The following is a 20,228-nucleotide window of genomic DNA, read 5'->3' as shown; positions in this document are numbered from 1 at the left end:
GAAGTCTTGACCTTGTGCGGCCCCAACCGCACTGTCCTGACGTGAGGAGCTAGAAATGAATGAAGTTTTCAAGCGGCCCTCTTTCGACCTGCGGCGCTCGCCCTTCGAAATGATGGAGCCACTGCGCCGCATGTTCGAAGGGGACTTGGAATCCTCTGCCATCCGTGTTGAGGAACTGGTGGACGGGAACACCCTGGTGGTCCGTGCGGAGCTTCCGGGCATCGATCCGGAGCAGGATGTTGATATTTCCGTCGCGGAGGAGCACCTGCACATCCGCGCGGAGCGGCAGGAGCGGAAAGAGGAGAAGGGCAAGGACCGCTACCGGTCCGAGTTCCGGTACGGCTCGTTCTCGCGCAGCATTCCGCTGCCCAAGGGCGTGAGGAACGAGGATATCTCGGCTACCTACCGCGACGGGGTGCTGGAGGTCCGGGCACCGCTGCCGCCCGAAACGGAGCAGGAACCGGCCCGCAAGATCCACATCACGCGCGGCTAGCGAGCTGCCGAGCGGTGCGGTTCGGCCCCGGCGCCCCGGGAACGCGTGTGTCCGGGCCCGCGGTCAGCCTGACCTGCGGACCCGTCCGCGCGGATTGATCTGATTCATCCTGCTGGCCCGGCTTGCTGACCGCAGCCGGGCCGGCAGCACGCGTGCGCAGGACCAGCGGTGGTGCCTCGCGCGTCAGTGGCGGTGCCGCCTGTGGGTGCGGAACCAGTCGGCGGCGGAAACCATCAGCCCGGCGCACAGGGCGATGATGCCGAGCATGGCCAGCAGCAGCGAGTTGCCGGCGATCCCCACAAAGAGCAGCAGCGCGCCGGCCAGCGCCACGAGGACGCCGGGCCCGATGGTGAATCCGAAGAACCTGAGTCCGTTCCCGGAGAGGGATTTAGCGAGGCGCGGGTCTTCCTCTTCCAACTGGCGCCCGAGGCTGGCCAGCCGTTGTTTTTCTTCGTCCGACAGGGACATGTCGACCTCCAAGGAAGAGCGTTGCGCCGTACCTCTAAATGTACGCTTCCTACGTGCGCTCCGTGCATGAAAATCCGCGGCTCCTTGCGCCGCGGTCCGGATCGTCATGCGCGGATGCTTCGAAGGACGGCGCAAGCTCACGGGACCTTCATACCTTGTCTTGGATCACATCGAACGGGAAGATGGTCAAGGATGGCGCCAGCACCCGGCCGGGTTAGTGGGGAAGCCGGGAAGCCGCGCTGCGGGAGGGGAGAGGCGTTATTTCGTGAAGCTGCCATCGGATCAGGCCGCAAGGGACGACACCAAGCGGCTGCGGATTTTCATCCTGGACGACCATGAGGTCGTCCGGAGAGGCCTGCAGGACCTGCTGGAGGGCGAAGGCTTCGAGATCGTCGGCCAGACCGGTTCCGCGCGGGAAGCCACCAAGATGATCCCCGCGCTGCACCCCGACGTGGCCGTGCTCGATGTCCGCCTGCCGGACGGGACGGGGATCGAAGTCTGCCGGGACGTCCGTTCCATCGACCCTTCGCTGCGCTGCCTGATCCTGACCAGTTACGACGACGAGCGGTCCCTGCGCAGCGCTGTCCTCGCCGGCGCGGTGGGGTACGTCCTCAAACAGATCAGCGGCAATGACCTGGTCGCCGCGCTGCGCCGCGCCGCCGCCGGCGAAACCCTGTTCGATCCGGGCATCGAGTCCCGGGTGGTCGAAGGCATGACGAAACCCGGCGCCGTCGACCCCCGCATGGAGGACCTCAGTCCGCAGGAGCAGCGGATCCTGGGACTGATCGGCCAAGGCCTGACCAATAAGCAGATCAGCGAGGAGATGTTCCTTGCGGAGAAGACCGTGAAGAACTACGTTTCCTCCGTCCTTGCCAAACTTGGCTTCGAACGCCGCACGCAGGCCGCCGTCTACGTTGCCAAGCACGGGGCGGACGGACCCGTCTCGGGAAACCTGTACGACTTTTAGGCCAGCGGCACCTGCCAGCGGACAAGGGTTCCCCGGCCGGGCCCGCTGACCAGCTCCAAGGAGCCGCCCAGCAGGACGGCGCGCTGCTCTATGTTGGCCAGACCGCTGCTGCGGATCTCACCGCTGATCCCGGAGCCGTTATCCTGGACCAGCAGCTCCACGGATGCCGGTCCACCGGCGGCTTCTTCGTGGACCGAAACCACCACGTCGATGGCTGTGGCGCTGGCGTGCCGGATGGCATTGCTCAGCGCCTCGGTCAGTACGGCCAGCAGATGGGCGGCCACGCCTTCGGGCACCGGCCCGTCGACCCGGCCTTCCATTCGGACCCGCGGGGAGAACGGCATTGACTTCACCGTATTCTGCACGGTTTGGAGGATCCGGCTGCTGAGCAGTTCCCCGGTGCCGGTTGGTTTAAGCGAGTAGATGGTATCCCGCAGTTGGCGGATGGTGTCATCCAGGTCCGACGCGAGGGCACTAATCCTGTCCTGCACGGCTTCGCCCGCAGTATAGCGGCGCAGTATCTGCAGGTTCAGGCCTGCGGCAAAGAGCCGTTGGATGACCACGTCATGAAGATCCCGGGCGATCCGGTCGCGGTCCTCGAAGACCACCAATTCCTCCCGCAGCCGCTGGCTCCGCGCGGAGTCCAAGGCCAGCGCGGCGTGGGTGCAGTAGACGGTGCTCATCTTATGGTCGACGCCGGGCACCGGGCCGGTATTGCGCTTGCGGCCAAGGACGAGCACACCCGTTGGTCCTTCCAACGGGCAGATCGGTGTCAGCAGCAACGGCCCCAGGTTCGAGCCGAGTTCCTCGCCGAGGAACTTCGTGGCATCGTCGAGGACCGCCGGTTCCTCCAGGTCCCAGAGGGACGACAGGACCGGCGAAGGCAAGGTGAGTTCCGGCGGGCCGGATGCTCCGGCCAGCTCGCCCCCAACGGCGGCAAAGCGGAGTTGGCCGCCGTTCTCGGGCGGGAAGCCGATTCCGGCCCAGGCCCAGCCGGACACGGCCAGGACCTGCCGGACGATGATATCGGCCGCGTCGGCTGTCTTGGACGAGACCTCCGCGCCGACGGCCATGGAGGCTTCGAGCCACTGCTCGCGGCGTTCCGATTCGGCGAACAGCCGGGCGTTATTGACCGCAACGCCGGCGGCCGCGGCCAGGGCGACGACCAGTTCCTGGTCCTCCTCGGTGAAGTCGCCGCCGCCACGCTTCTCGGTCAAATACAGATTGCCGATGATCTTCCCCGAGACACGGATCGGAACGCCCAGGAACGAGTTCATCGGCGGGTGGTTCGGGGGAAAGCCATAGGAGTCGGGATGCTTGCCAAGATCATGCATCCTGATCGGCTTCGGATCGCGGATCAGCAGGCCCAGCACGCCATGCCCGACGGGGAGATGCCCGATCCGCTCGATCTCCTCCTGCGTCATGCCGACGGTGATGAAGTTTTCCAGGACCTGGCCGCTGGAAACCACTCCTAGGGCGCCGTACCGCGCGTCCACCAGCGTGCACGCCGCCTGCACCACCTGTTCCAGGATCGTCCCAAGGCTGTGGTTCTCGGCGATGGAGACGATGGCCGAAATCAGTTCCTGGATATGGTGTTCCGCGCGCGCCAGATCATTGGAATCCCGCACCCTCCACGGCGCCATGATCCACCTCCTGTGGCCGCACGACAGACGTTGGACAGCCCCCCAAAGCCCAGGACCGCCGTCGTTACTGGCAGGCTAGCAGAGCGGAGGCGGGACCTTTAGCCCTATTGGCCGATTGCCTCGGGCGGGAAGCTGGAATCCGGGCGCGCCCGACGCTTCAGCAGCAGGGGGCCTGCCGGACCAGCCGGTAAGGGTCAATGGGGACAAGGACCGGTGAGGGCGCGCCCGATATTTTCTTTAACGATCCGTTTCCGCGGCGGGGCCCGGGCTGCCCATGCCGGAGGCTCAGCGCTGCTCGGGGCGGGGATGCCGCGCGGCACCAAGGGGCCGGGCTCGGGTATCGGCAGCGGGCCGGGGCCGGACCGGCGAGGGCGAGGCGGCGGTTCCCGCCCGGAGTGCCTGGTTCGGGCCCGGGTCCGGAAAGGTCCGGCGCAACCGGATCCGGTCCCGGGTTCGGGAAGGGCTCGGGTTCAACGGGCTCCGGTCCGCCCGGCGGCGGCTGCGGCGAAGTGGGATCCGGGCTGGGCTCGGGCGGCGGCTGGGGGATGGTCATGTTCGGCCCCTTGACTCTGCGATGGCCGGCTGGGGGATGGTCCGGGCACCGGGTGCCCGCGTGCTGTCAGGATACGCCGCATGCCGAGGGCCGGACAATCATGCCGCTGAGGGCCGGGGGAGCTCCGCCCGCCACCAGCTCACGGTCTCGGCGGCGGCATCGGCCAGTGGCGTTGGCGTAAGCCCGAGCACCGACTGTGTGTGGCCCGACTCCAGCACGAACGGCTCCTCGAACTGATAGAGGGTTTCTGCCAGCTCGCGCAGATCGGGAAGCGCGATTCCCAGGGTGCGGATCAGCCAGCCCGGCAGCGAACCCACTCTCGGCGCCGCGACGCCGGCTGCATCGGCAAAGACCCGGACGAGGCCTTCCTGCGTCAGGGCCGGGACGGTCGGGGCATGCAGCACCGAGTTCCACACGCCCGGCTGTTGCGCAGCGCGGATCATCGCCGCGGCCAGGTCCGGGACATAGGTGAACGAATGCGGCATATCGGGCCGGCCCATGACCCGGACGGTCTTTCCCGCCAGGACCGCCGGCACCATGCGCTCGCCGGCATGGGCGTTGCGGACCCGCGGACCGAAGAAGTCAGAGGCGGCCACGCTGACCGTCGGTGTGTCCGAGGCCTCCCGGGCCTTGAGCAGCTGCGTGCGGATGCCGCGCTTGCCGCCGGCGGCGGCGCGCGGGCTGTCTTCCGCCATGGCCGGTTGCGGCCGGTCGTACGAGTAGAGGCTTTCGGGGAATACGACGACGGCGCCCGCCGCACCGGCCGCGCCAAGTACCGCCTGTTCGGCGGCGGGTAATTCGGCGGCCCAGGCCCGGGCACTGTAGGCGCTGCCGTGGATGCAGTGGAAAACGGCGGCGGCCCCGTCGAACTCGGCTTCGAGCAGGTCCGGCTGCGAGACGTCGACGGACCGCCGTTCGACCAGCGGATGTTCGAGGCCGGAGCCCGAGCGGGTCAGCACGCGGACCGGGTGGCCCTGCGCCGCCAGCTGTTCGGCGATGGTCCAGCCGACGGGTCCTGCTCCGGTGACGATCTGTAGCTGCGGCATGAGGTCTTCCTGTTCCTTGGGGCCGGAGGTTAGAGAGCGCTGCTCTCTCTTTCACGATCGCGGGTGCGTCCGTCAATGTCAAGAGCAGTGCTCTTGAAAGTTGACAGCGCTCTCTCTTGAGGCCAAGGTGGAGCCATGTCCGGCACCCCGCGCGAACGCGCCCGCGAACGAACGATTGGCGATATCGTCCGGATCGGCCGCGAGCATCTGGCCTCCCACGGTGCGGCGGCGCTCTCGCTCCGGGCGGTGGCCCGTGACCTTGGCGTCGTCTCCTCTGCGGTCTACCGGTACGTCAAGAGCCGGGACGAGCTGCTGACCCTGCTGGTGGTCGACGCTTACGACGAGCTGGGCGACGCGGTCGACGAGGCGGTGGGCGGGCTGCCCGCAGCGGACTTTCCCGGAAGGCTCCGGGCGCTGGCGCGGGCCGTCCGCGGCTGGGCCCTGCGGGAGCCGGCGCGCTACGCGCTGCTGTTTGGCAGTCCGGTACCCGGCTACGAAGCGCCGTCGGAGCGGACTACCGGGCCGGGGACGCGCGTTGTGCTGGCGCTGGTGGCGATTGCTGAAGCCGCCTGGCGGGCCGGAGCCCTTGCGGTGCCGGAGGAAGGTCCGCTCCCCAAGCAGCTGGCACAGGACCTCGAGGCAATCCGGGGCGAGTACGCGCTGGAAGCGCCCGCCGCCGTCGTTAGCCGTTGGCTGCAGGTCTGGGCCACGCTCTTCGGCGCGGTGAGCTTCGAGGTGTTCGGGCAGTACGGCGGAACGCTGACCCGCCCCGGGGAGCTGTTCGAGCAGCAGCTGGACACACTGGTGCAGCTGGCGGGGTTGGGGGCGGCGGCGAGCCGGGCCTAAGCCAGCCTGCCGAGCAGGCTGGTGTCGAACGCTGCCACGAGCTCCTTCGGGTCCCGGTAGATTTCCGCAGCGCCGGCTTCCCGCAGCTCGGCGCCGCTGGTGCCGCCGCAGGTGAGCCCGATGGTCGGCATGCCCAACTGCTGCGCGGCCTGGACGTCCCACACGGTGTCGCCGACGTACAGGCAGTCGCCGGCCCGCAGGCCGCCCGCGGCCAGGGCGGCCTCGAGAATGTCGGGCGCCGGCTTGCTTTGCTTCGCGTCGGAGGCGCTGGTGGCCGCGGCGATGGCATCGTCCGCACCCAGGGCCGCGGTGAGCACGTCCAGCTCCTTGCGTGTGGCAGAGGAGGCGAGCACCACGGTCAGCCCGGAACCGGCGCAGCGCAGGAGCAGGTCCTTGGCTCCGTCGAAAGCGCGGACGGACGACCAGTAGGTGGAGAAGACCGCGGCATGCGAGTCCTCCATGACGGAGTCCAGGGTGCGGTCCCGGTCCTCGCCGAGCAGGTGGTCCATCAGCTTGTCGGCGCCCATCCCCACCGCGCGGTGGATGAACGCCATGGGCACCAGCACGTCCTGCTGCCGGAACGCGTGCCACCAGGCGAGCGTGTGCAGGTAGGTTGTGTCCGTCAGCGTCCCGTCGACGTCAAAAAGGACGCCGGGCTTCCCCGAAGTTGTCATGAAAGCAAACTCCTGCCTGGTCTGCGGTGATGCTCAGAGTGTAGCCAAATGCAGGGGGTTTGGGCTGAAAGTGCGGTCCGCCGGCGATGTTTATCCGCGCCGATCTGGAGTAACCTAGGAGGGCAAAAATCTACGGCAGCAGGGGTCCTTCGCCTCCGTCGACGCACGCGGACCCCGACGACCTGCCCCGCCATGTGCCTGACCGGATCGAGTATCGCCGTGTACCAGCTCAAGGACGGGTCGCCGCGCTATGGCGTGCGGACCCAACACCAGGACAGCGAACAGCTCCAGCCTGCTCTCCAGCGCGGCAATCCCGAGGCCATCGCCCAGGAAGCCGCGCAGCTGGGGCTGCATCATCTGGGGGCGGCTGCGGACCACCGCCTGACCCGGAAATGGGCGGACCATGACGACGAGCTGCTGGTGCGGCTGCGGGAGGCACACCCGGCGGAGCTGCAGGAGGCAGAGCAGATCGTCAATGCGAAGCTGGGCAAACCCAAGCGGTGGCTGCTCAAGGCCCGCTCCAACTATACCCGCGGACTCGCGCCCGTCATTGCCCGCCGGCAGGAGGCCGGCATGCTCCCGCGGGCCATGTTCCTGAGGCTGTTCCTGATCGTGCTGCTGATCGTGCCCTCCGTGCTGGCCGTGAGCTTCTCGGTGCCGCTGCTGTACCTGGTGTTCATTGGCATCGCTTCGATCCTGCTGGCCCTGTATCTGGGCGGGGTCGTCACCGAGTGGCTGCGCCTGCCGGTCCAGCCGGGCATCCGCAGCGGCTGGCTCAAGGAACTGCGGCAGGACATCGTGGACGCCACGCTGCTGGCGGTGCTGGAGAACAAGCGCGCGCTCGTCGACAGCCAGACCTCGGCCGCCGCCCGGCGCGGCTGGAAGCACATCCGCTTCGTAGCGGCCCAGGTGGACCGGATCGACCAGGGGCCGGGAGCCTGAGCCGCAGCGGAAGGACAATTTACCTTTCCGCAACCGCGCCGCCATCCGGAAGGGGCCCGGCTGAGCGTACGATCAGTGCATGTCCGACGCTCTCGAGACCATAGGTCTGATCTCGGAGCTGGTGACCTGGGCGACGCTGGCTCCGGGGCTGGTGCTATTGCTCGTAGCCTGGCTGGTCAGGGTTGCCGGCGTGAAGTGGCGCAGCGCCGAGGGCGTGGCGTTCGACGACGGCGTGCGGAGCGGGATCCGCTGGTTCGACCATGATCACGGCTTCCTCGAAGCGGTGCTGGCCCCCGGCGAGACTATTCCGGCGGCATCCGGATCGGACGTGCTGGTCTACTACGACTCCCACGACCCGACCCGCTGGCGCACGGCGGAACCGCCCAAGCGCGGCGAAGTGCCGCTGTTGCTTGGCAAGATCCTGACCGCAGTCGGCGTGCTGTCCCTGCTGGTGGGCTTTCTCGTCATGATCCTCTAACGGAACCGGGACCTTCTCCCTATGGTCGGAGCCATGCGCTGATTTAGCATGGGCCGGGGGTAGAGGAAGAGCCGCCATGTCCCACCCAATAGCCTTTGAGCGGGCGGGTGCCCGCTGATGCGCGGTGTTTCGAAACGCCGGTCTGCGGTTCCCTATGCCGGGCAGGCCGTCGTCGCCGCCGTAATGCTGTTCGCCGTGTGGATGGCCGCAACCTACCTCCTCGAGGGCCTGCGCCTGACGCTGCAGCGGCCGGATGCCATCACGGACCGGCTCGTGTACGCGCTCGTCGCGAACATGGTGATCGGCGTCCTGGGATCGGTCCTGGTGCTGTGGATCTTCGCGAAGGCCGGCACGGTGGACATCCGGCGGGCCGGGTTCAACCCCTGGAGCTACTCCTTGATTGCCGTACTGGCCGGCGCCGTGCTCGGCTTTGTGCTCTACCTTGCGCAGGGCGGCTGGCTGCTGGAGCCGATGGTCCTGGTGAACGTCTATGCGCAGGTCCTGGTGGTGTCGATGGCCGAAGTCCTGGTCTGCTGGTGCGTGCTCGGCAGCCTGGTGGAGGCGTCGCTGCTGCACCGCAACCGCTGGCTGGCCGTCCTGGTCGCCACCGTGGTCTCGAGCGTGCTCTTCGGGCTCTACCACTTCGCCCACTCGCCGCCGTTCAACACCTGGGAGCTGGCGCTGCTGCTCACACTGATCGGCCTCGTGACCAGCATCTTCTTTTTCGTCTCCCGCAGCGTCTACGGGACCATCGCGTTCCACAACTCCCTGGCGATCTACGGCGTGATCGACACCCTGGAGGCCTCCGGTTCGCTGGACGTTTTCCGCGAGCCGGTGGTGCCGCTGCTCGTGATGGCGGCCGCCGCCGTTCTGGTGCTGATCGGCGGCCACCTCCTACTCGTGGCCCGCACGCGGCCGGGCCACGGCTGACTATGCGTCGAGGCGGCCAAGCAGCCCGCGGACCTGCGCGTCCAGGTCCCGGATCCGCTGGACCTCGATGAGCGACTTGCCCGCGGTGTCCTCCACGGCCCAGTCCTCGTAGGCCTTTCCCGGATAGACGGGCAAGCTGTCGCTGATGTCCAGGGTGATCACGAGTCGGACGCGCGCAGGACGTCGTCGGTCAGCGGTTGAGTGGAAGGACACCCATCCGGCGCGTAATGCATCGAACGACGGCGGATCCCGGGTAAACGTTTTGAGTCTCCACGCGCTGTTCTGCGGTGGCGCATGCCGGATTCTGCCGGACGTGTCCCATACTGTCCGTGGGGAGGCCCCACAGCAACGGGCGGCACTCCCTCTCCGCTCGTTCTCTGCAGGCTCGCATCACTGGGGGTTAATCATTAAACGTCTCACCTCATCGCAGTTGCCCGGGACGGTACGGACCGCGGCCACGGCACTCGCGCTGTCGGCCTTGGTCCTGGCCGGGTTGCCGGCCCAGGCTGCCACCGCCCAGCAGGGCGGAGGAACCGCCTCGGACCGGGCCACCGCCGCTGCCACCACGCAGCCGTCCACGGCCGATGCCTCCGAACCGGCACCGTCTTCCGCGCCGGCCACCGAGCCGGGGGCTGCACCGACCTCCGGCTCCGTATCCTCTCCGGCCACCGAGCCGGGGCCCGACCCCGGCACCGGAGCGGAAACCGTCCCGGCCCCCGGATCCGTTCCTGTTACCGAGCCGGGGACCATGCCGGCCACGGAACCGGGAACGTCGGCTCCTGCAGAGCCCTTACCCGCAGTGCCGCAGACGGGCGCTCCCGCGGAAGGCACCGTCCCGCCGTCGTCCGCGTCCCCATCACCTGCCTCCCCTTCGCCCAACCCCGAACCGGAGCGCAGCCAGGCCGCCGCTCCCGCCAACGACGGCCGCGAGGCGATCGAGGCCAAGGCGGAAGAGCTGAAACTGGTGCCGCACAACGAGTTCAAGTGCGGACTGGCCGGCGACGGCTGCGTGCGCACCTACACCTCCGAACCGGAGGGGACCAAGCGGATCGCGATCTACTGGAGCCCGGCCACCGGGGCACACGCCGTCGACCTGCAGCACTACGTCGGCAGCGTCTTCAAGCTGGCGCGGTACGAGGCCGGCGAGTACGGCTATCCGGCCTCTGACCTGGTGACCGACGGCGCCGGCAACGCCTCGCAGGCCTTCCAGCACGGCAAAATTTCCGCGACACGCGGCGAGCTCGCGGTGGATGACCGCGCCCGCGAGCTGCGGCTCCTGCCCGTCAATGACTTCAAGTGCGGGCTGGCGGGCGGAGGCTGTGTGCGCAGCTACAAGCCCTCGGCCTCGAGCAGCAGGGTCATCGCGGTCTACTGGAGTGCCGATACCGGCGCGCACCCGGTCGAGCTGACGCACGCCGTGGGGAAGACGTACCGCGCAGCGGGCTGGGAGGGCGGCAAGCTGGGCTATCCGACCTCGGACATGGCCACGGGGCTGAAGGGCAAGGGGGCGCGGCAAAGCTTCGAGCACGGCCAGGTCGCCTACTCGCCGGCGACGGGCGCCGTCCCGGTGCTCGAGCCGTTCCTGGCCGCCTGGCAGAAGCGGGGCAGCCAGGACGGGTCGCTTGGCTACCCGAAGGGCTGGGCGAAGACCACCGCGGGCGTGCTGCACCAGCCCTACCAGGGCGGCGTGCTGGTGGCCGGCTCCGCCGGAGTGTCGGTGGAGAAGACGCACGTGTTCCACGGCCAGCGGGCCCTGGACGCGCGGGCCAAGCAGCTGCGCTACGTCCCCGTGAACGGCTACAACTGCAACCTGGTCGGCTCCGGCTGCGTGCGGACGTATAAGTACTCCTCGACCAGCACGGCCCGGGTGGCCCTGTACTGGACGGCCAAGACCGGCGTGCGGGCGGTGAACCTGAAGCACGCCGTCGGCCGCAAGTTCGCCGCAACGGGGTACGAACGCGGCGGGATGGGATATCCGACCTCGGATGTGGCCTGCGGGCTGCGGGGTTCGGGCTGCGTACAGCCCTTCCAGAAGGGGCAGATCAGCTATTCTCCCGCCGCGGGCGCGCACACTATGAGCGCGCAGATCCTGCACAGCTGGAAGCAGCGCGGCGGTGCAGGCGGCGCTCTGGGCTATCCGATCCAGGACAGCGTCTCCCGCAGCGGCAAGACCACCCAGGTCTTCCAGAGCGGCTCGCTGGTGGCGGCCAACGTGGGCGCGGTGATGTACCCGAAGAACGAATGCTGGGCGCTGGGAGCGCACAAGACCCGGTACGCGCATTACTGGAAGGACCGGATCTCGTTCGCGATCTCGGAGAAGTACGGCACCTACAAGGCCAGCTTCATCAACTGCGTGCGGGTCGGCTCGGTCTACCGGCAGGAGTGGAAGACCACGAAGGCAACGGTCGGCCTGAGCGGGTTCAAGAAGCCGGGCGTCGCCTCGGGCCACACCATGTACCGGTGGTCCCCGCAGGGCAGCTTCTCCGTGACCGAGTCATTCGGGGAGGGCAATCCGGGCACCGGCTTGGCCTACCGGAAGCTCAATTCGCGCTCGCAGTGGTCCGGAACTCCGGGAGGCGGCTACAACAAGTACTTCGAGTCGTCCTTCAACCGCTGGCCGGATGAGCAGATGTACAACATCATGCGGGCACCCACCGGCGACTACCGGCAGGGCGCGGTGATCAACTACAACCGGCCGCCGGATTCGCCGATCAGGCAGGGAGCGGGCTTCGCGATCTTCCTGCATGCGAACCCCGTGCCGACCTACGGCTGCATCGCGCTGGACCTGTCCAACGTCACCAAGTACCTGAAGACGGCCAAACCCGGGGACCGCATCGTGATGGGCGTCCGGGCGGACATCTTCAAGTCCTGACCGCCGCCGCACGCGGGGCGGGAGCCGGTCCACGCGGGCCGGTTCCCGCCCCGCGTCGCTGTCTTCCCCGCGGGCGGCCGGGGCGAAAGGCTGCCTCTACTCAGGGGCGCGGCACTCCCATAGTGTGGGTACATGGAAGAGGTCGTGCTCGTAGGTTTTGATGGTTCGCCCACCAGCAGGCAGGCCCTCGACTGGGCCCTGGCCGAAGCGAAGACCCGCGGTTGGCCGGTGCAGCTGGTCAGCGCCTTCACCCCGGCACCGGTTGACGATCCAATGGTCAGCGAACGCTACGCCGATGCGGCCGCGCACGGCGGGCACACGCTGCTGCAGGAGGCGCTTGATCGGGCCAAGGCCGGCAACGTCCCGGCGGAGAGCCGCGTGGTGGCGGGGGACCCGAGCGAAATCCTGGTGGACCTCTCGCACGATGCCGGACTCGCCGTCGTCGGCAAGCGCGGACGCGGCGGATTCACCGGCCGGCTGCTGGGGAGCGTTTCCTCGGCGCTCGCGGCCCACGCCGCCTGTCCCACCGTGGTGGTGCCGCAGAACTGGACGGCCGGCGGCGGCCGCAACGGCGGGACCGCGGACAACGGCCGCGTGAAGGCCCGCCGCCCGGGGACCGGCTACCTGCCGTGGCTGGTCTCCTCGCCACCCGGCATGCGCGGCAACAAGGGGCTGCATCCGGACGACAAGGACTCCAGCTGGAACTACGGCGGCCAGGTGGTGGTGGGTATCGATGCCCTGGGCGTCAACAACCCGGCGGTCTGGGCAGCGGCATCCACGGCGCAGTCGCACGGCCGCCCGCTGCGGCTGGTCTCCACGCGTGCGCCGTTCTACCGGGACTCCATCTGGCTTGATCACGGCGAGAATGCGGACCGTTTCCGTGAAGACGTCGCCGGCGAGCTGGACCCGGTGCTCGCCGAAGTCCGGGAGCGCTACCCGGAGCTGGACGTCAGTTGGAACTTCTACATCGGCAAACCGGCCGAGATCCTGGTCCACATCACGCACACGGCCGAACTGATGGTGCTCGGCACCCGCGGCCACGGCGGCTTCCCGGGCCTGCTGCTCGGCTCGGTCAGCCAGGCCGTCCTGCATCACGGCAGCTGCCCGATGATGGTGGTCCCGAAAGAGCCTGCGTGACCGGCAGAGGCCGCCGTGCGCCCGGAGGGCCGCAGGGTTGGACGGCAGTCCCGGACCTGCGCGGGTTGGATTTTCATGCGTTTGCATGCAAAGATGCCAATGACGGAGGATGGCCGGACGCGGCAGGGAGCCCGCTCCGCTTTGGCAGGCTGCTCCTGTTCGAAGCGGAGCAGGATGGCCAAAGCGGAGCCGGCACCTAGCTGGCGCAGCGGCACGGAAGGAAGAGGAAGCAGGGAGCCATGAGCAATCTTGAACGGGACCCGCTGGAGCTGGTCTGCGAGGAAGAGGGGAAGGTCCGGCTGGCGCAGTCGCCGGTGGAACTGCTGGAACCGCGCGACGTTCCGCTCGGCGGTCCGCGCGCCATGAACGTGCGCAGAACGCTGCCGCAGCGCAACCGCTCCCTGATCGGCGCCTGGTGCTTCCTCGACCACTACGGCCCGGACCGCGTGTCGGAGACCGGCGGCATGCACGTGCCGCCGCATCCGCACACCGGCCTCCAGACGGTCAGCTGGCTCTTCACCGGCGAGATCGAGCACCGCGACAGCGCCGGCTACCACGCGATGGTCCGCCCCGGCGAGCTGAACCTTATGACCGCCGGCTCCGGCATCTGCCACTCGGAGATCTCCACCCCCGGAACGGATATCCTGCACGGCGCCCAGCTCTGGACCGCGCTGCCGGAGAAGGCCCGCTTCGTCGAGCCCCGGTTCGACCACTATGCGCCGGAGCCCGTCATCACGGAAACCTACGAGCTGCGGGTCTTCATGGGATCGCTCGCCGGCAGCACGTCGCCGGTGCCGCTGCATTCGCCGCTGCTGGGCGCCGAACTGCTGCTCGAGGCCGGCGCCAGCGTGGCGTTCGACGCCGACACCTCCTTCGAGCACGGCGTCCTGGTGGACAGCGGCAGCGTGCGTTTCAACGGGATGCTGACGACGGCGGATCAGCTCGCCTACCTGCCTCCGGGGCACGGCACCCTCGAGCTTTCCGCAGAGCCGGGGGAGCGGGTCCGGCTCCTGCTGCTGGGCGGCGAGCCGCTCGGAGAGTCCATCGTGATGTGGTGGAACTTCGTCGGCCGGGACCACGACGAGATCGTCGAGTACCGGAAGAACTGGCAGGCCGAGATCGGCGCCGAACCACGCACGGATGGCAGCGCCGAAACCGACCAGTTCGGCAAAGTGGTCGACAATACCCTGGACTACCTGCCCGCCCCCGTCCTGCCCAACGTTCGAATCCGTCCGCGGCGCTGACCGGCGCCGCGCCAGAAAGGAAGACATGGCCTCCGAAACCCCCGCCCAGGACGAAAGCCGGCCGATCGCCGTCGTCCATAATGCCGACCGCCGCCGCTATGAACTGCAGGACGACGGGAATGCTATCGGCTTCACCAAGTACCGCTACCGCTCCGAGCAGAACCAGATGGTCTTCGTCCATACCGAAGTGGACGACGCCTACTCCGGGCAGGGGCTGGCCTCGAAGCTCGCCCGGTTCGCCCTGGATGACGTCCGGTCGCTGGGCCGGCGGATCGTGCCGCTGTGCCCGTACATCCGCGCCTATATCCGCAAGCATCCGGAGTACGCCGACATCACCGACCTGCCCTCGGAGGAGCAGATCGAGGCACATGACCGGGCGGAGCAGGCCGCGGGGGGAGCCAAGTGAGCCAGGTGACGGCCGTCAAGCACGACCGGGTGTTCCTCGACAAGCAGCACCCGGCGGCCTATCGGGCGCTGAACGGCCTCGGCCTGAAGGCGCGGGAGGCCGCGGAGGAGGCCGGCTTCGACCGGAAGTTCGTCGAGCTGATCAACGTGCGGGTCTCCCAGATCAACGGCTGCGCCTACTGCCTGAACATGCATGTCAAGATGGCGCTGGACGCGGGCGAGAGCCAGCAGCGGCTCGCTGTGCTGACCGCCTGGCGTGACACGGCACTGTTCTCCGAGCAGGAACGCGCGGCCCTCACCCTGGCCGAGTCGATCACCGACCTGCCCCCGCATGAGCTGGCCGAGCATGATTACGCCTTCGCCCGCCAGCGGCTGACGGCGGACCAGACCTCGGCGATCAGCTGGGTGGTGCTGACCATGAACGCGTTCAACCGCCTGTCCATCGTCAGCCAGCACCCGGTGCGCCCGGACTCATCGGACTGGACACCGGGCAGCTGAGCCTGCTCAGCGCCTGAGCGCCGCGGCGAAAGTCGATACGGCGGTGGCCGGACGGGACTCGGCAGCGACGAACCCGTCCGGCCGCACCAGGTAGAACAGGCCCTCCTGCAGCCGCCGGTTCCCGTGCAGCGGCAGCACGTGCACCTCGAGCCCCAGCGCCGAGCGGACGTGGTGCGCGGCCACGGCCGGCATGGCCCCGTAGGCATGGACCTGCCACTGGAGCGAACGCAGCGGCCCGAAGTTGTCTCCGGTGTACTGCAGCCTCCGTCCGACCACGAGGCCGCGCCGCCCGCGCGCGGCCTCCTTGGCGCCCTCCGACATCCAATAGTGGACCCGGATCTGCGAGACGTACTCGAACAGCTGGGACGCCCGCCGGGTCCGCGGGGCCAGGAACGTCGCCACCGGCGCCAGCACGGGCATCAGGCCGCGCCGCAGTGTCCGGGCCAGCGGGTTGACGGAGGTGACGAAGCCAAAGAGCCGGTCCGTCGTCGCCACGAGCCGGCGCGCCACCGGCCGCCGCTCGGCCTCGTAGCGGTCCAGGTACGATTCGCTGGCGCGGCCCCGCAGCACGTCTGCCAGCTTGAAGGCCAGGTTGTGCGCGTCCTGCAGGCCGGTGTTCATGCCCTGCGCGCCCACCGGCGAGTGCACGTGCGCGGCGTCGCCGGCCAGGAAGACCGCGGCGTCCCGGAACCGGGCGGCGATCCGGTGGTGGACGCGGTAGGTGGCGAACCAGGCCGAAGGCCCGTAGGTCACGCCGTACACCCGGGCCAGCCGCTCCCGCACCTCCTCCTCGGTGAGGGTGCCCGGTGCAGCGGGAAGGTCCGACGGCGGAGCCTCCAGCGGGGGAGGGGAAGTGTCCCGGACCGTGCCGATCAGCCGGACGTGGGCGTCCCCGCCCATCGGAAAGCCGAGCAGGAAGTCCTCGGTGCCGGGCCGGACGTTGACGCCGTCGGGGGCGAGGCCGCGCACCCTGGTCGCGTCCGCTACATAGAAGGTGGCGGGGTTGGTGATGCCCTCAAAGGGAATTCCGCGCAGGCCGCGCACGGTGGAGGAGCCGCCGTCGGTCCCGACGCAGTAGCGGGCCCGGACCTCTGCCTCGCCGTCCGGCCCGGTCAGCGCCGCGCGGATCCCCGGGCCGTCCGCGTTGTCGTCCAGGGCCGTGAGGCGGTGGTTCCAGAGCACGCCCGCGCCGAGGGAGGAGAGGTTGCCGGCCAGCAGCTTCTCGTTCTTGCTCTGTTCGTAGAAGGTGATGCCTTCGAAGGGCGTCAGGCCGCGGGCGAACCGGCCGATCGGCAGTACGCCGAACATCCTGGCTTCGTAGCCCAGGTACAGCCGCCGGGCGCGGGTGCTGTCCGCAACCACCGCTTCCGCCAGGCCCAGCTGGTCGTAGATTTCCAGGCTCCGCGACTGCAGGCCGAGAGCCCGGGACTCGCGGGTGGGACCGGACTTGCCGTCGGCGAGCACCATGGCGACACCGAGCTTGGTCAGCCAGTTGGCCAGCATCAGCCCCGTGGGGCCGGCGCCGACCACCAGTACCTCTGTCTCGATCTGCCGCCTGTCCATGGGTGCGACCTCCTGCCTGTGAGAGTACTCCGGTGAATCGGTAGCAAGCGGTGCAAACAGGACTATGATGCTGGAATCAATCACTGGAAGGAAGGTCCATTGTGGACAAGGCCTCGGAGAACGCAGGTGCCGCTTCGGCCGCACCTGCCGATGCGAAGTTCGGGCAGCTGCTCGACGAGAAAATCGCCGAGGCCCGGGCCCAGATCGACCGCCTGACGCTGGACATCCAGGAGGCGACGCTCGCCGCCAAGGATTTCCCGGCCGACGACGAACATGACCCCGAGGGGTCGACCCTGACACTGGAGCGGGCACGGGAGGTCACGCTGCTGGAAAGCACCGAGGAGGCACTGGGCGAACTGCTCGCCGCCAAGGCGCGGTTCGATGCCGGGACCTACGGCCGCTGCGAAAAATGCGGCAAGGTGATCCCCGATGAGCGGCTCGAGGCCCGGCCGGAGGCCCGGTTCTGCATGGAGCACGCCGGGAGCCGCCGGCACTGATGCGGCCCGGCGTAGCCCGGCGCAGCGATTACGCTGATGCCATGACCTCGCCTGAACCATCCGGCAGCAACCGCATGCTCGCGCGCATTGTTGCGATCCTCGACGCCGTGGAGGGTTCCGCGGCTTCCGCCAGCGAACTGGCCCGCCGGTCCGGTCTCTCCGTGTCGACCGCGCACCGGCTGGCGCTGTCCATGGTGGAATACGGTTTCCTGCGCCGGACCGAGAGCGGCGGTTTCCGGCTCGGGCACCGGTTTGTGCGGACGGCGCTTGAGAACGCCGCGCTGCCAGTCCTGACCGCCCTGCGCGACGAGACCGGAGAAACCGCCCAGCTATGGCTGCGCCGGGGCGACGAGCGGATCTGTGCCCTGACCATCGACAGCCAGCAGGAGCTGAAGGCGACCCTGCCGGTCGGATCGCGGCTCGCCCTGCCGGCAGGGTCCAGCGGCAGGCTCCTCGCCCGGGACCCGGACGCGCTGGACGAACTCGAGCGGCTGGGCTGGGTGGAGTCCGTCGCCAAGCGCACCCCGGGGCTGGGGTCCGTCAGTGCGCCGGTCATGGCACGCGGCGAAATGATCGCGACGGTGTGCCTGGCGGTGCCGCTGACCCGGGTACAGGCGTCGCCCGGCCAGGACTTCGGCGGACAGGTGCGCGCCGCGGCAGAGCACATCGGGCTGGAATTGGACCAGTCCACGCAGGACTGAATCTGCCCCGCACCAGCGGCCGAAAAAATCCGTTTGCCTCAAGGCTTGTGTGTGCCCCAGCTCACTTGCTAGCATCTTCCCGCTAAACGGCATGCAGTTCCCATTGGCTGGGAAGTTGCAGCTACGGGATGATGAAAGCAGGATCTGTGACTGAGAATCTACGGCTGGCCAACAGCCTTCCGCTGGAGGGCATCCGCGTGCTCGAGCTGGGCAACTTTATCGCCGCTCCGTTCGCCGCGAGACTGTTCGGTGACTTCGGCGCCGAGGTCATCAAGATCGAACGGCCCAACGGCGGAGACGAGCTGCGCGACTGGCGCAAGACCCGCGGCCAGACCTCGATGCTGTTCCGGACGCTGGGCCGGAACAAGAAGTCCGTGACCCTGGACCTCCGCTCCGAGGCGGGCCAGGCAGCAGTGAAGAAGATCGCCGCACAGTGCGATGTGGTGATCGAGAACTTCCGCCCCGGCACGCTGGAACGCTGGGGGCTGGGGCCGGACGTGCTCACTGAGCTGAACCCCGACGTCGTTATTGTCCGGATCTCCGGCTACGGGCAGACCGGTCCGTACAAGGACCGTGCCGGCTTCGGCAGCTCGGCCGAGTCCTTCGCCGGGCTGCGCTACATCACCGGTGAGCCGGACCGGCCGGCCGGACGTGCCGCGGCCAGCATGGGCGACACCGTGGCCGGGCTCTACGGCGTGATCGGCGCGCTGATGCTGATGCTGCAGAAGGCCCAGGGCGTCAAGCACGAGGGCCCGCAGACCGTGGACGTGGCACTGTACGAGGGCGTGTTCAGCCTGCTCGAATCCCTGGTACCGGACTATGACGCATACGGGATGGTGCGCCGGCGCACGGGCGGCCAGCTGCCCGGCGTCGTACCCACCGGCTCCTACCTCTGTGCCGACGGGCTGGAGGTGGTCATCGGGGGCAACTCGAACTCGGTGTTCGTGCGGCTGATGAAGGCCATGGGCCGCGAGGACCTGGCGGCGGACGAGTCACTGCTCACCACCGAGGCGCGGGCCGCCCGCGAGGACGAGCTGAATGGCGCCATTTCGGCCTGGACCGGCAGCTACAAGCTGTCCGAGGTGCTGGACCTGCTGGACGCCGCGGGTGTCCCGGCCGGACCCGTGTACGACGCGCCCAGCATCGCCGAGGACAAGCACTACCTGGCCCGCGGCATGATCCAGACGCATGAAGTGGTGATCGAGGACAAGCCGGAGAAGGTCCGCTTCCCCGGCGTCGTCCCGAAGATTCCGGGCCACGACGGCGAGGTCAAGTGGGTCGGCCCGGAACTGGGCGAGCACACCGAAGAGGTGCTGCGCGACCTGGCCGGCCTGGATGAGGAAGAGATCGCCGACTTCACCGCGGGCGGTGTGCGCGCATGAAGGTCCGGATCACCGACGTCTTCCTCCGCGACGGCCTCCAGGACGAGGACGTCGTCGTCTCAACAGCGGACAAACTGGCCATCGCCGAGGCGCTGGTCGCCGCGGGCGTGGACCGGATCGAGGCCGGCTCCTTCGTCAATCCGAAGAAGGTGCCGCAGATGGGCGATGCCCCCGAGGTCTTCGCCGGGCTGCCGGGCGCCGGGGGCATCACCTACACCGCCCTGGCCCTCAACGGCCGCGGCATCCAGCGCGCCGTCGACGCCGGCGTGCGGCACATCTCGGTGGTGACGTCGGCCAGCCAGGCGCACAGCAGCGCCAACGCCGGCCAGAGCATCGAGGACGCGCTGGCCAGCCTCGGCGAGGAAGTGGCCCGCCATCCGCAGGCCGAGTTCGTCGCCGGGATCTCCACGGCGTTCACCTGTCCGTTCGAAGGCGACATCGATCCGGCCTACCTGCTCCGCGTGGTCCGTGCCTTCAAGGCGATGGGCATCAGCAACATCGGACTGGCCGACACGCTCGGCACCACGCCGACGGACCGGTTGATGGCGAGCCTGGACTACGTCCGCGCCGCCGAGCCGGACCTGACCTACTATCTCCACCTGCACAACGCCCACGGCCAGGCGCTCGCTACCGTTAGCGCCGCCGTCGACGTCGGAATCACGAATTTCGACGCCGCCCTGGGCGGCTTCGGGGGCTGCCCGTTCGCCCCCGGGGCGCACGGCAATATCGCCACCGAGGAACTGGTCCGCCATCTCCATGCCGGCGGACACGAGACCGGGATCGACGAGCAGCGTCTGGCCGAAGCCGTCAGCCTGGCCCGCTCCATCGTCGCGGCTTCACCGGCCGTTCCCGCCATCCAACCCGCCGCAGGCTGATTAGCGGACCTTCC

General features: G+C 68.7%; 21 protein-coding genes. 15 read left to right on the top strand and 6 right to left on the bottom strand.

The window, feature by feature from the left end; genetic code table 11:
• Window positions 1-55 precede the first annotated feature (55 nt).
• Window positions 56-493 carry an Hsp20/alpha crystallin family protein gene (locus OC550_RS02825; protein ID WP_262103787.1) on the top strand — a complete coding sequence of 146 codons (438 nt, stop codon included), beginning with the start codon at window positions 56-58 and terminating at the stop codon, window positions 491-493.
• 183 nt (window positions 494-676) lie between these two features.
• On the opposite strand, the gene OC550_RS02820 is transcribed toward OC550_RS02825, so the two are convergent.
• On the bottom strand, window positions 677-961 hold the full coding sequence (locus OC550_RS02820) for a DUF3040 domain-containing protein (protein WP_262103786.1): 285 nt from the start codon (window positions 959-961) through the stop codon (window positions 677-679).
• 265 nt (window positions 962-1,226) lie between these two features.
• On the opposite strand from OC550_RS02820, the gene OC550_RS02815 reads away from it, so the two are divergent.
• Entirely contained in the window at window positions 1,227-1,928 is a 702-nt protein-coding gene (locus OC550_RS02815) for a response regulator transcription factor (RefSeq protein ID WP_262103785.1), read from the top strand.
• On the opposite strand, the gene OC550_RS02810 is transcribed toward OC550_RS02815, so the two are convergent.
• Together OC550_RS02810 and OC550_RS02805 are read right to left on the bottom strand one after the other, a co-directional pair.
• Entirely contained in the window at window positions 1,925-3,571 is a 1,647-nt protein-coding gene (locus OC550_RS02810; protein WP_262103784.1) for a GAF domain-containing protein, read from the bottom strand. The two genes, OC550_RS02815 and OC550_RS02810, sit on opposite strands and share 4 nt — an antisense overlap.
• A gap of 651 nt (window positions 3,572-4,222) precedes the next feature.
• Window positions 4,223-5,170: an NAD-dependent epimerase/dehydratase family protein gene (locus OC550_RS02805; RefSeq protein ID WP_262103783.1), complete on the bottom strand. Its 948-nt coding sequence runs from the start codon at window positions 5,168-5,170 to the stop codon at window positions 4,223-4,225.
• 135 nt (window positions 5,171-5,305) lie between these two features.
• Between OC550_RS02805 and OC550_RS02800 the strand changes: the two genes are divergently transcribed.
• A complete protein-coding gene (locus OC550_RS02800; RefSeq protein WP_262103782.1) occupies window positions 5,306-6,016 on the top strand; it encodes a TetR/AcrR family transcriptional regulator in 711 nt (236 codons plus the stop codon).
• Here OC550_RS02800 and OC550_RS02795 read toward each other — a convergent pair.
• Window positions 6,013-6,690 (bottom strand): HAD family hydrolase, encoded by a 678-nt coding sequence (locus tag OC550_RS02795; RefSeq protein WP_262103781.1) that lies wholly within the window; start codon window positions 6,688-6,690, stop codon window positions 6,013-6,015. The two genes, OC550_RS02800 and OC550_RS02795, sit on opposite strands and share 4 nt — an antisense overlap.
• A gap of 219 nt (window positions 6,691-6,909) precedes the next feature.
• Here OC550_RS02795 and OC550_RS02790 point away from each other — a divergent pair, with 219 nt between their 5' ends.
• The 3 genes from OC550_RS02790 (at window position 6,910) to OC550_RS02780 (ending at window position 9,040) form a co-directional block, all read left to right on the top strand.
• Window positions 6,910-7,632, top strand: a complete 723-nt coding sequence (locus tag OC550_RS02790) for a hypothetical protein (RefSeq protein ID WP_262103780.1) — start codon at window positions 6,910-6,912, stop codon at window positions 7,630-7,632.
• Between the two features lie 79 nt (window positions 7,633-7,711).
• Complete coding sequence (locus OC550_RS02785; RefSeq protein WP_262103779.1) at window positions 7,712-8,110, top strand: hypothetical protein; 399 nt, start codon at window positions 7,712-7,714, stop codon at window positions 8,108-8,110.
• Between the two features lie 117 nt (window positions 8,111-8,227).
• On the top strand, window positions 8,228-9,040 hold the full coding sequence (locus tag OC550_RS02780; RefSeq protein WP_262103778.1) for a CPBP family glutamic-type intramembrane protease: 813 nt from the start codon (window positions 8,228-8,230) through the stop codon (window positions 9,038-9,040).
• On the opposite strand, the gene OC550_RS02775 is transcribed toward OC550_RS02780, so the two are convergent.
• Window positions 9,041-9,202 carry a hypothetical protein gene (locus OC550_RS02775; protein ID WP_262103777.1) on the bottom strand — a complete coding sequence of 54 codons (162 nt, stop codon included), beginning with the start codon at window positions 9,200-9,202 and terminating at the stop codon, window positions 9,041-9,043.
• A 268-nt stretch (window positions 9,203-9,470) separates the two neighbouring features.
• Between OC550_RS02775 and OC550_RS02770 the strand changes: the two genes are divergently transcribed.
• From OC550_RS02770 to OC550_RS02750, 5 genes are all read left to right on the top strand, one after another.
• On the top strand, window positions 9,471-11,912 hold the full coding sequence (locus OC550_RS02770; RefSeq protein ID WP_262103776.1) for a L,D-transpeptidase family protein: 2,442 nt from the start codon (window positions 9,471-9,473) through the stop codon (window positions 11,910-11,912).
• Between the two features lie 132 nt (window positions 11,913-12,044).
• Window positions 12,045-13,049: a universal stress protein gene (locus OC550_RS02765; protein ID WP_262103775.1), complete on the top strand. Its 1,005-nt coding sequence runs from the start codon at window positions 12,045-12,047 to the stop codon at window positions 13,047-13,049.
• A gap of 239 nt (window positions 13,050-13,288) precedes the next feature.
• Entirely contained in the window at window positions 13,289-14,293 is a 1,005-nt protein-coding gene (locus OC550_RS02760; protein WP_262103774.1) for a pirin family protein, read from the top strand.
• Window positions 14,294-14,318: 25 nt separating this feature from the next.
• Window positions 14,319-14,699, top strand: a complete 381-nt coding sequence (locus OC550_RS02755) for a GNAT family N-acetyltransferase (RefSeq protein WP_262103773.1) — start codon at window positions 14,319-14,321, stop codon at window positions 14,697-14,699.
• Window positions 14,700-14,704: 5 nt separating this feature from the next.
• A complete protein-coding gene (locus OC550_RS02750; protein ID WP_262106233.1) occupies window positions 14,705-15,196 on the top strand; it encodes a carboxymuconolactone decarboxylase family protein in 492 nt (163 codons plus the stop codon).
• 6 nt (window positions 15,197-15,202) lie between these two features.
• Here the strand turns inward: OC550_RS02750 and OC550_RS02745 are convergent, their stop codons facing one another.
• Window positions 15,203-16,759, bottom strand: coding sequence for an FAD-dependent monooxygenase (locus OC550_RS02745; protein WP_262103772.1), 1,557 nt, complete (start codon window positions 16,757-16,759; stop codon window positions 15,203-15,205).
• Between the two features lie 101 nt (window positions 16,760-16,860).
• Here OC550_RS02745 and OC550_RS02740 point away from each other — a divergent pair, with 101 nt between their 5' ends.
• From OC550_RS02740 to OC550_RS02725, 4 genes are all read left to right on the top strand, one after another.
• The gene (locus tag OC550_RS02740; protein WP_262103771.1) at window positions 16,861-17,256 is read left to right on the top strand and encodes a TraR/DksA C4-type zinc finger protein; all 396 of its coding nucleotides are present in this window, start codon (window positions 16,861-16,863) and stop codon (window positions 17,254-17,256) included.
• A 41-nt stretch (window positions 17,257-17,297) separates the two neighbouring features.
• The gene (locus OC550_RS02735) at window positions 17,298-17,957 is read left to right on the top strand and encodes an IclR family transcriptional regulator (protein WP_262103770.1); all 660 of its coding nucleotides are present in this window, start codon (window positions 17,298-17,300) and stop codon (window positions 17,955-17,957) included.
• A 146-nt stretch (window positions 17,958-18,103) separates the two neighbouring features.
• Window positions 18,104-19,339, top strand: coding sequence for a CaiB/BaiF CoA-transferase family protein (locus OC550_RS02730; protein WP_262103769.1), 1,236 nt, complete (start codon window positions 18,104-18,106; stop codon window positions 19,337-19,339).
• Window positions 19,336-20,214, top strand: a complete 879-nt coding sequence (locus tag OC550_RS02725) for a hydroxymethylglutaryl-CoA lyase (protein ID WP_262103768.1) — start codon at window positions 19,336-19,338, stop codon at window positions 20,212-20,214. Before OC550_RS02730 ends, OC550_RS02725 begins: the two co-directional genes overlap by 4 nt.
• Window positions 20,215-20,228: the final 14 nt, after the last annotated feature.

Origin of the sequence: Arthrobacter sp. Marseille-P9274, from assembly GCF_946892675.1 — a bacterium.
Classification (GTDB): domain Bacteria; phylum Actinomycetota; class Actinomycetes; order Actinomycetales; family Micrococcaceae; genus Crystallibacter.
The sequence above is the reverse complement of the archived record's forward strand: the minus strand, read 5'-3'. Positions and strand labels throughout refer to the sequence as shown.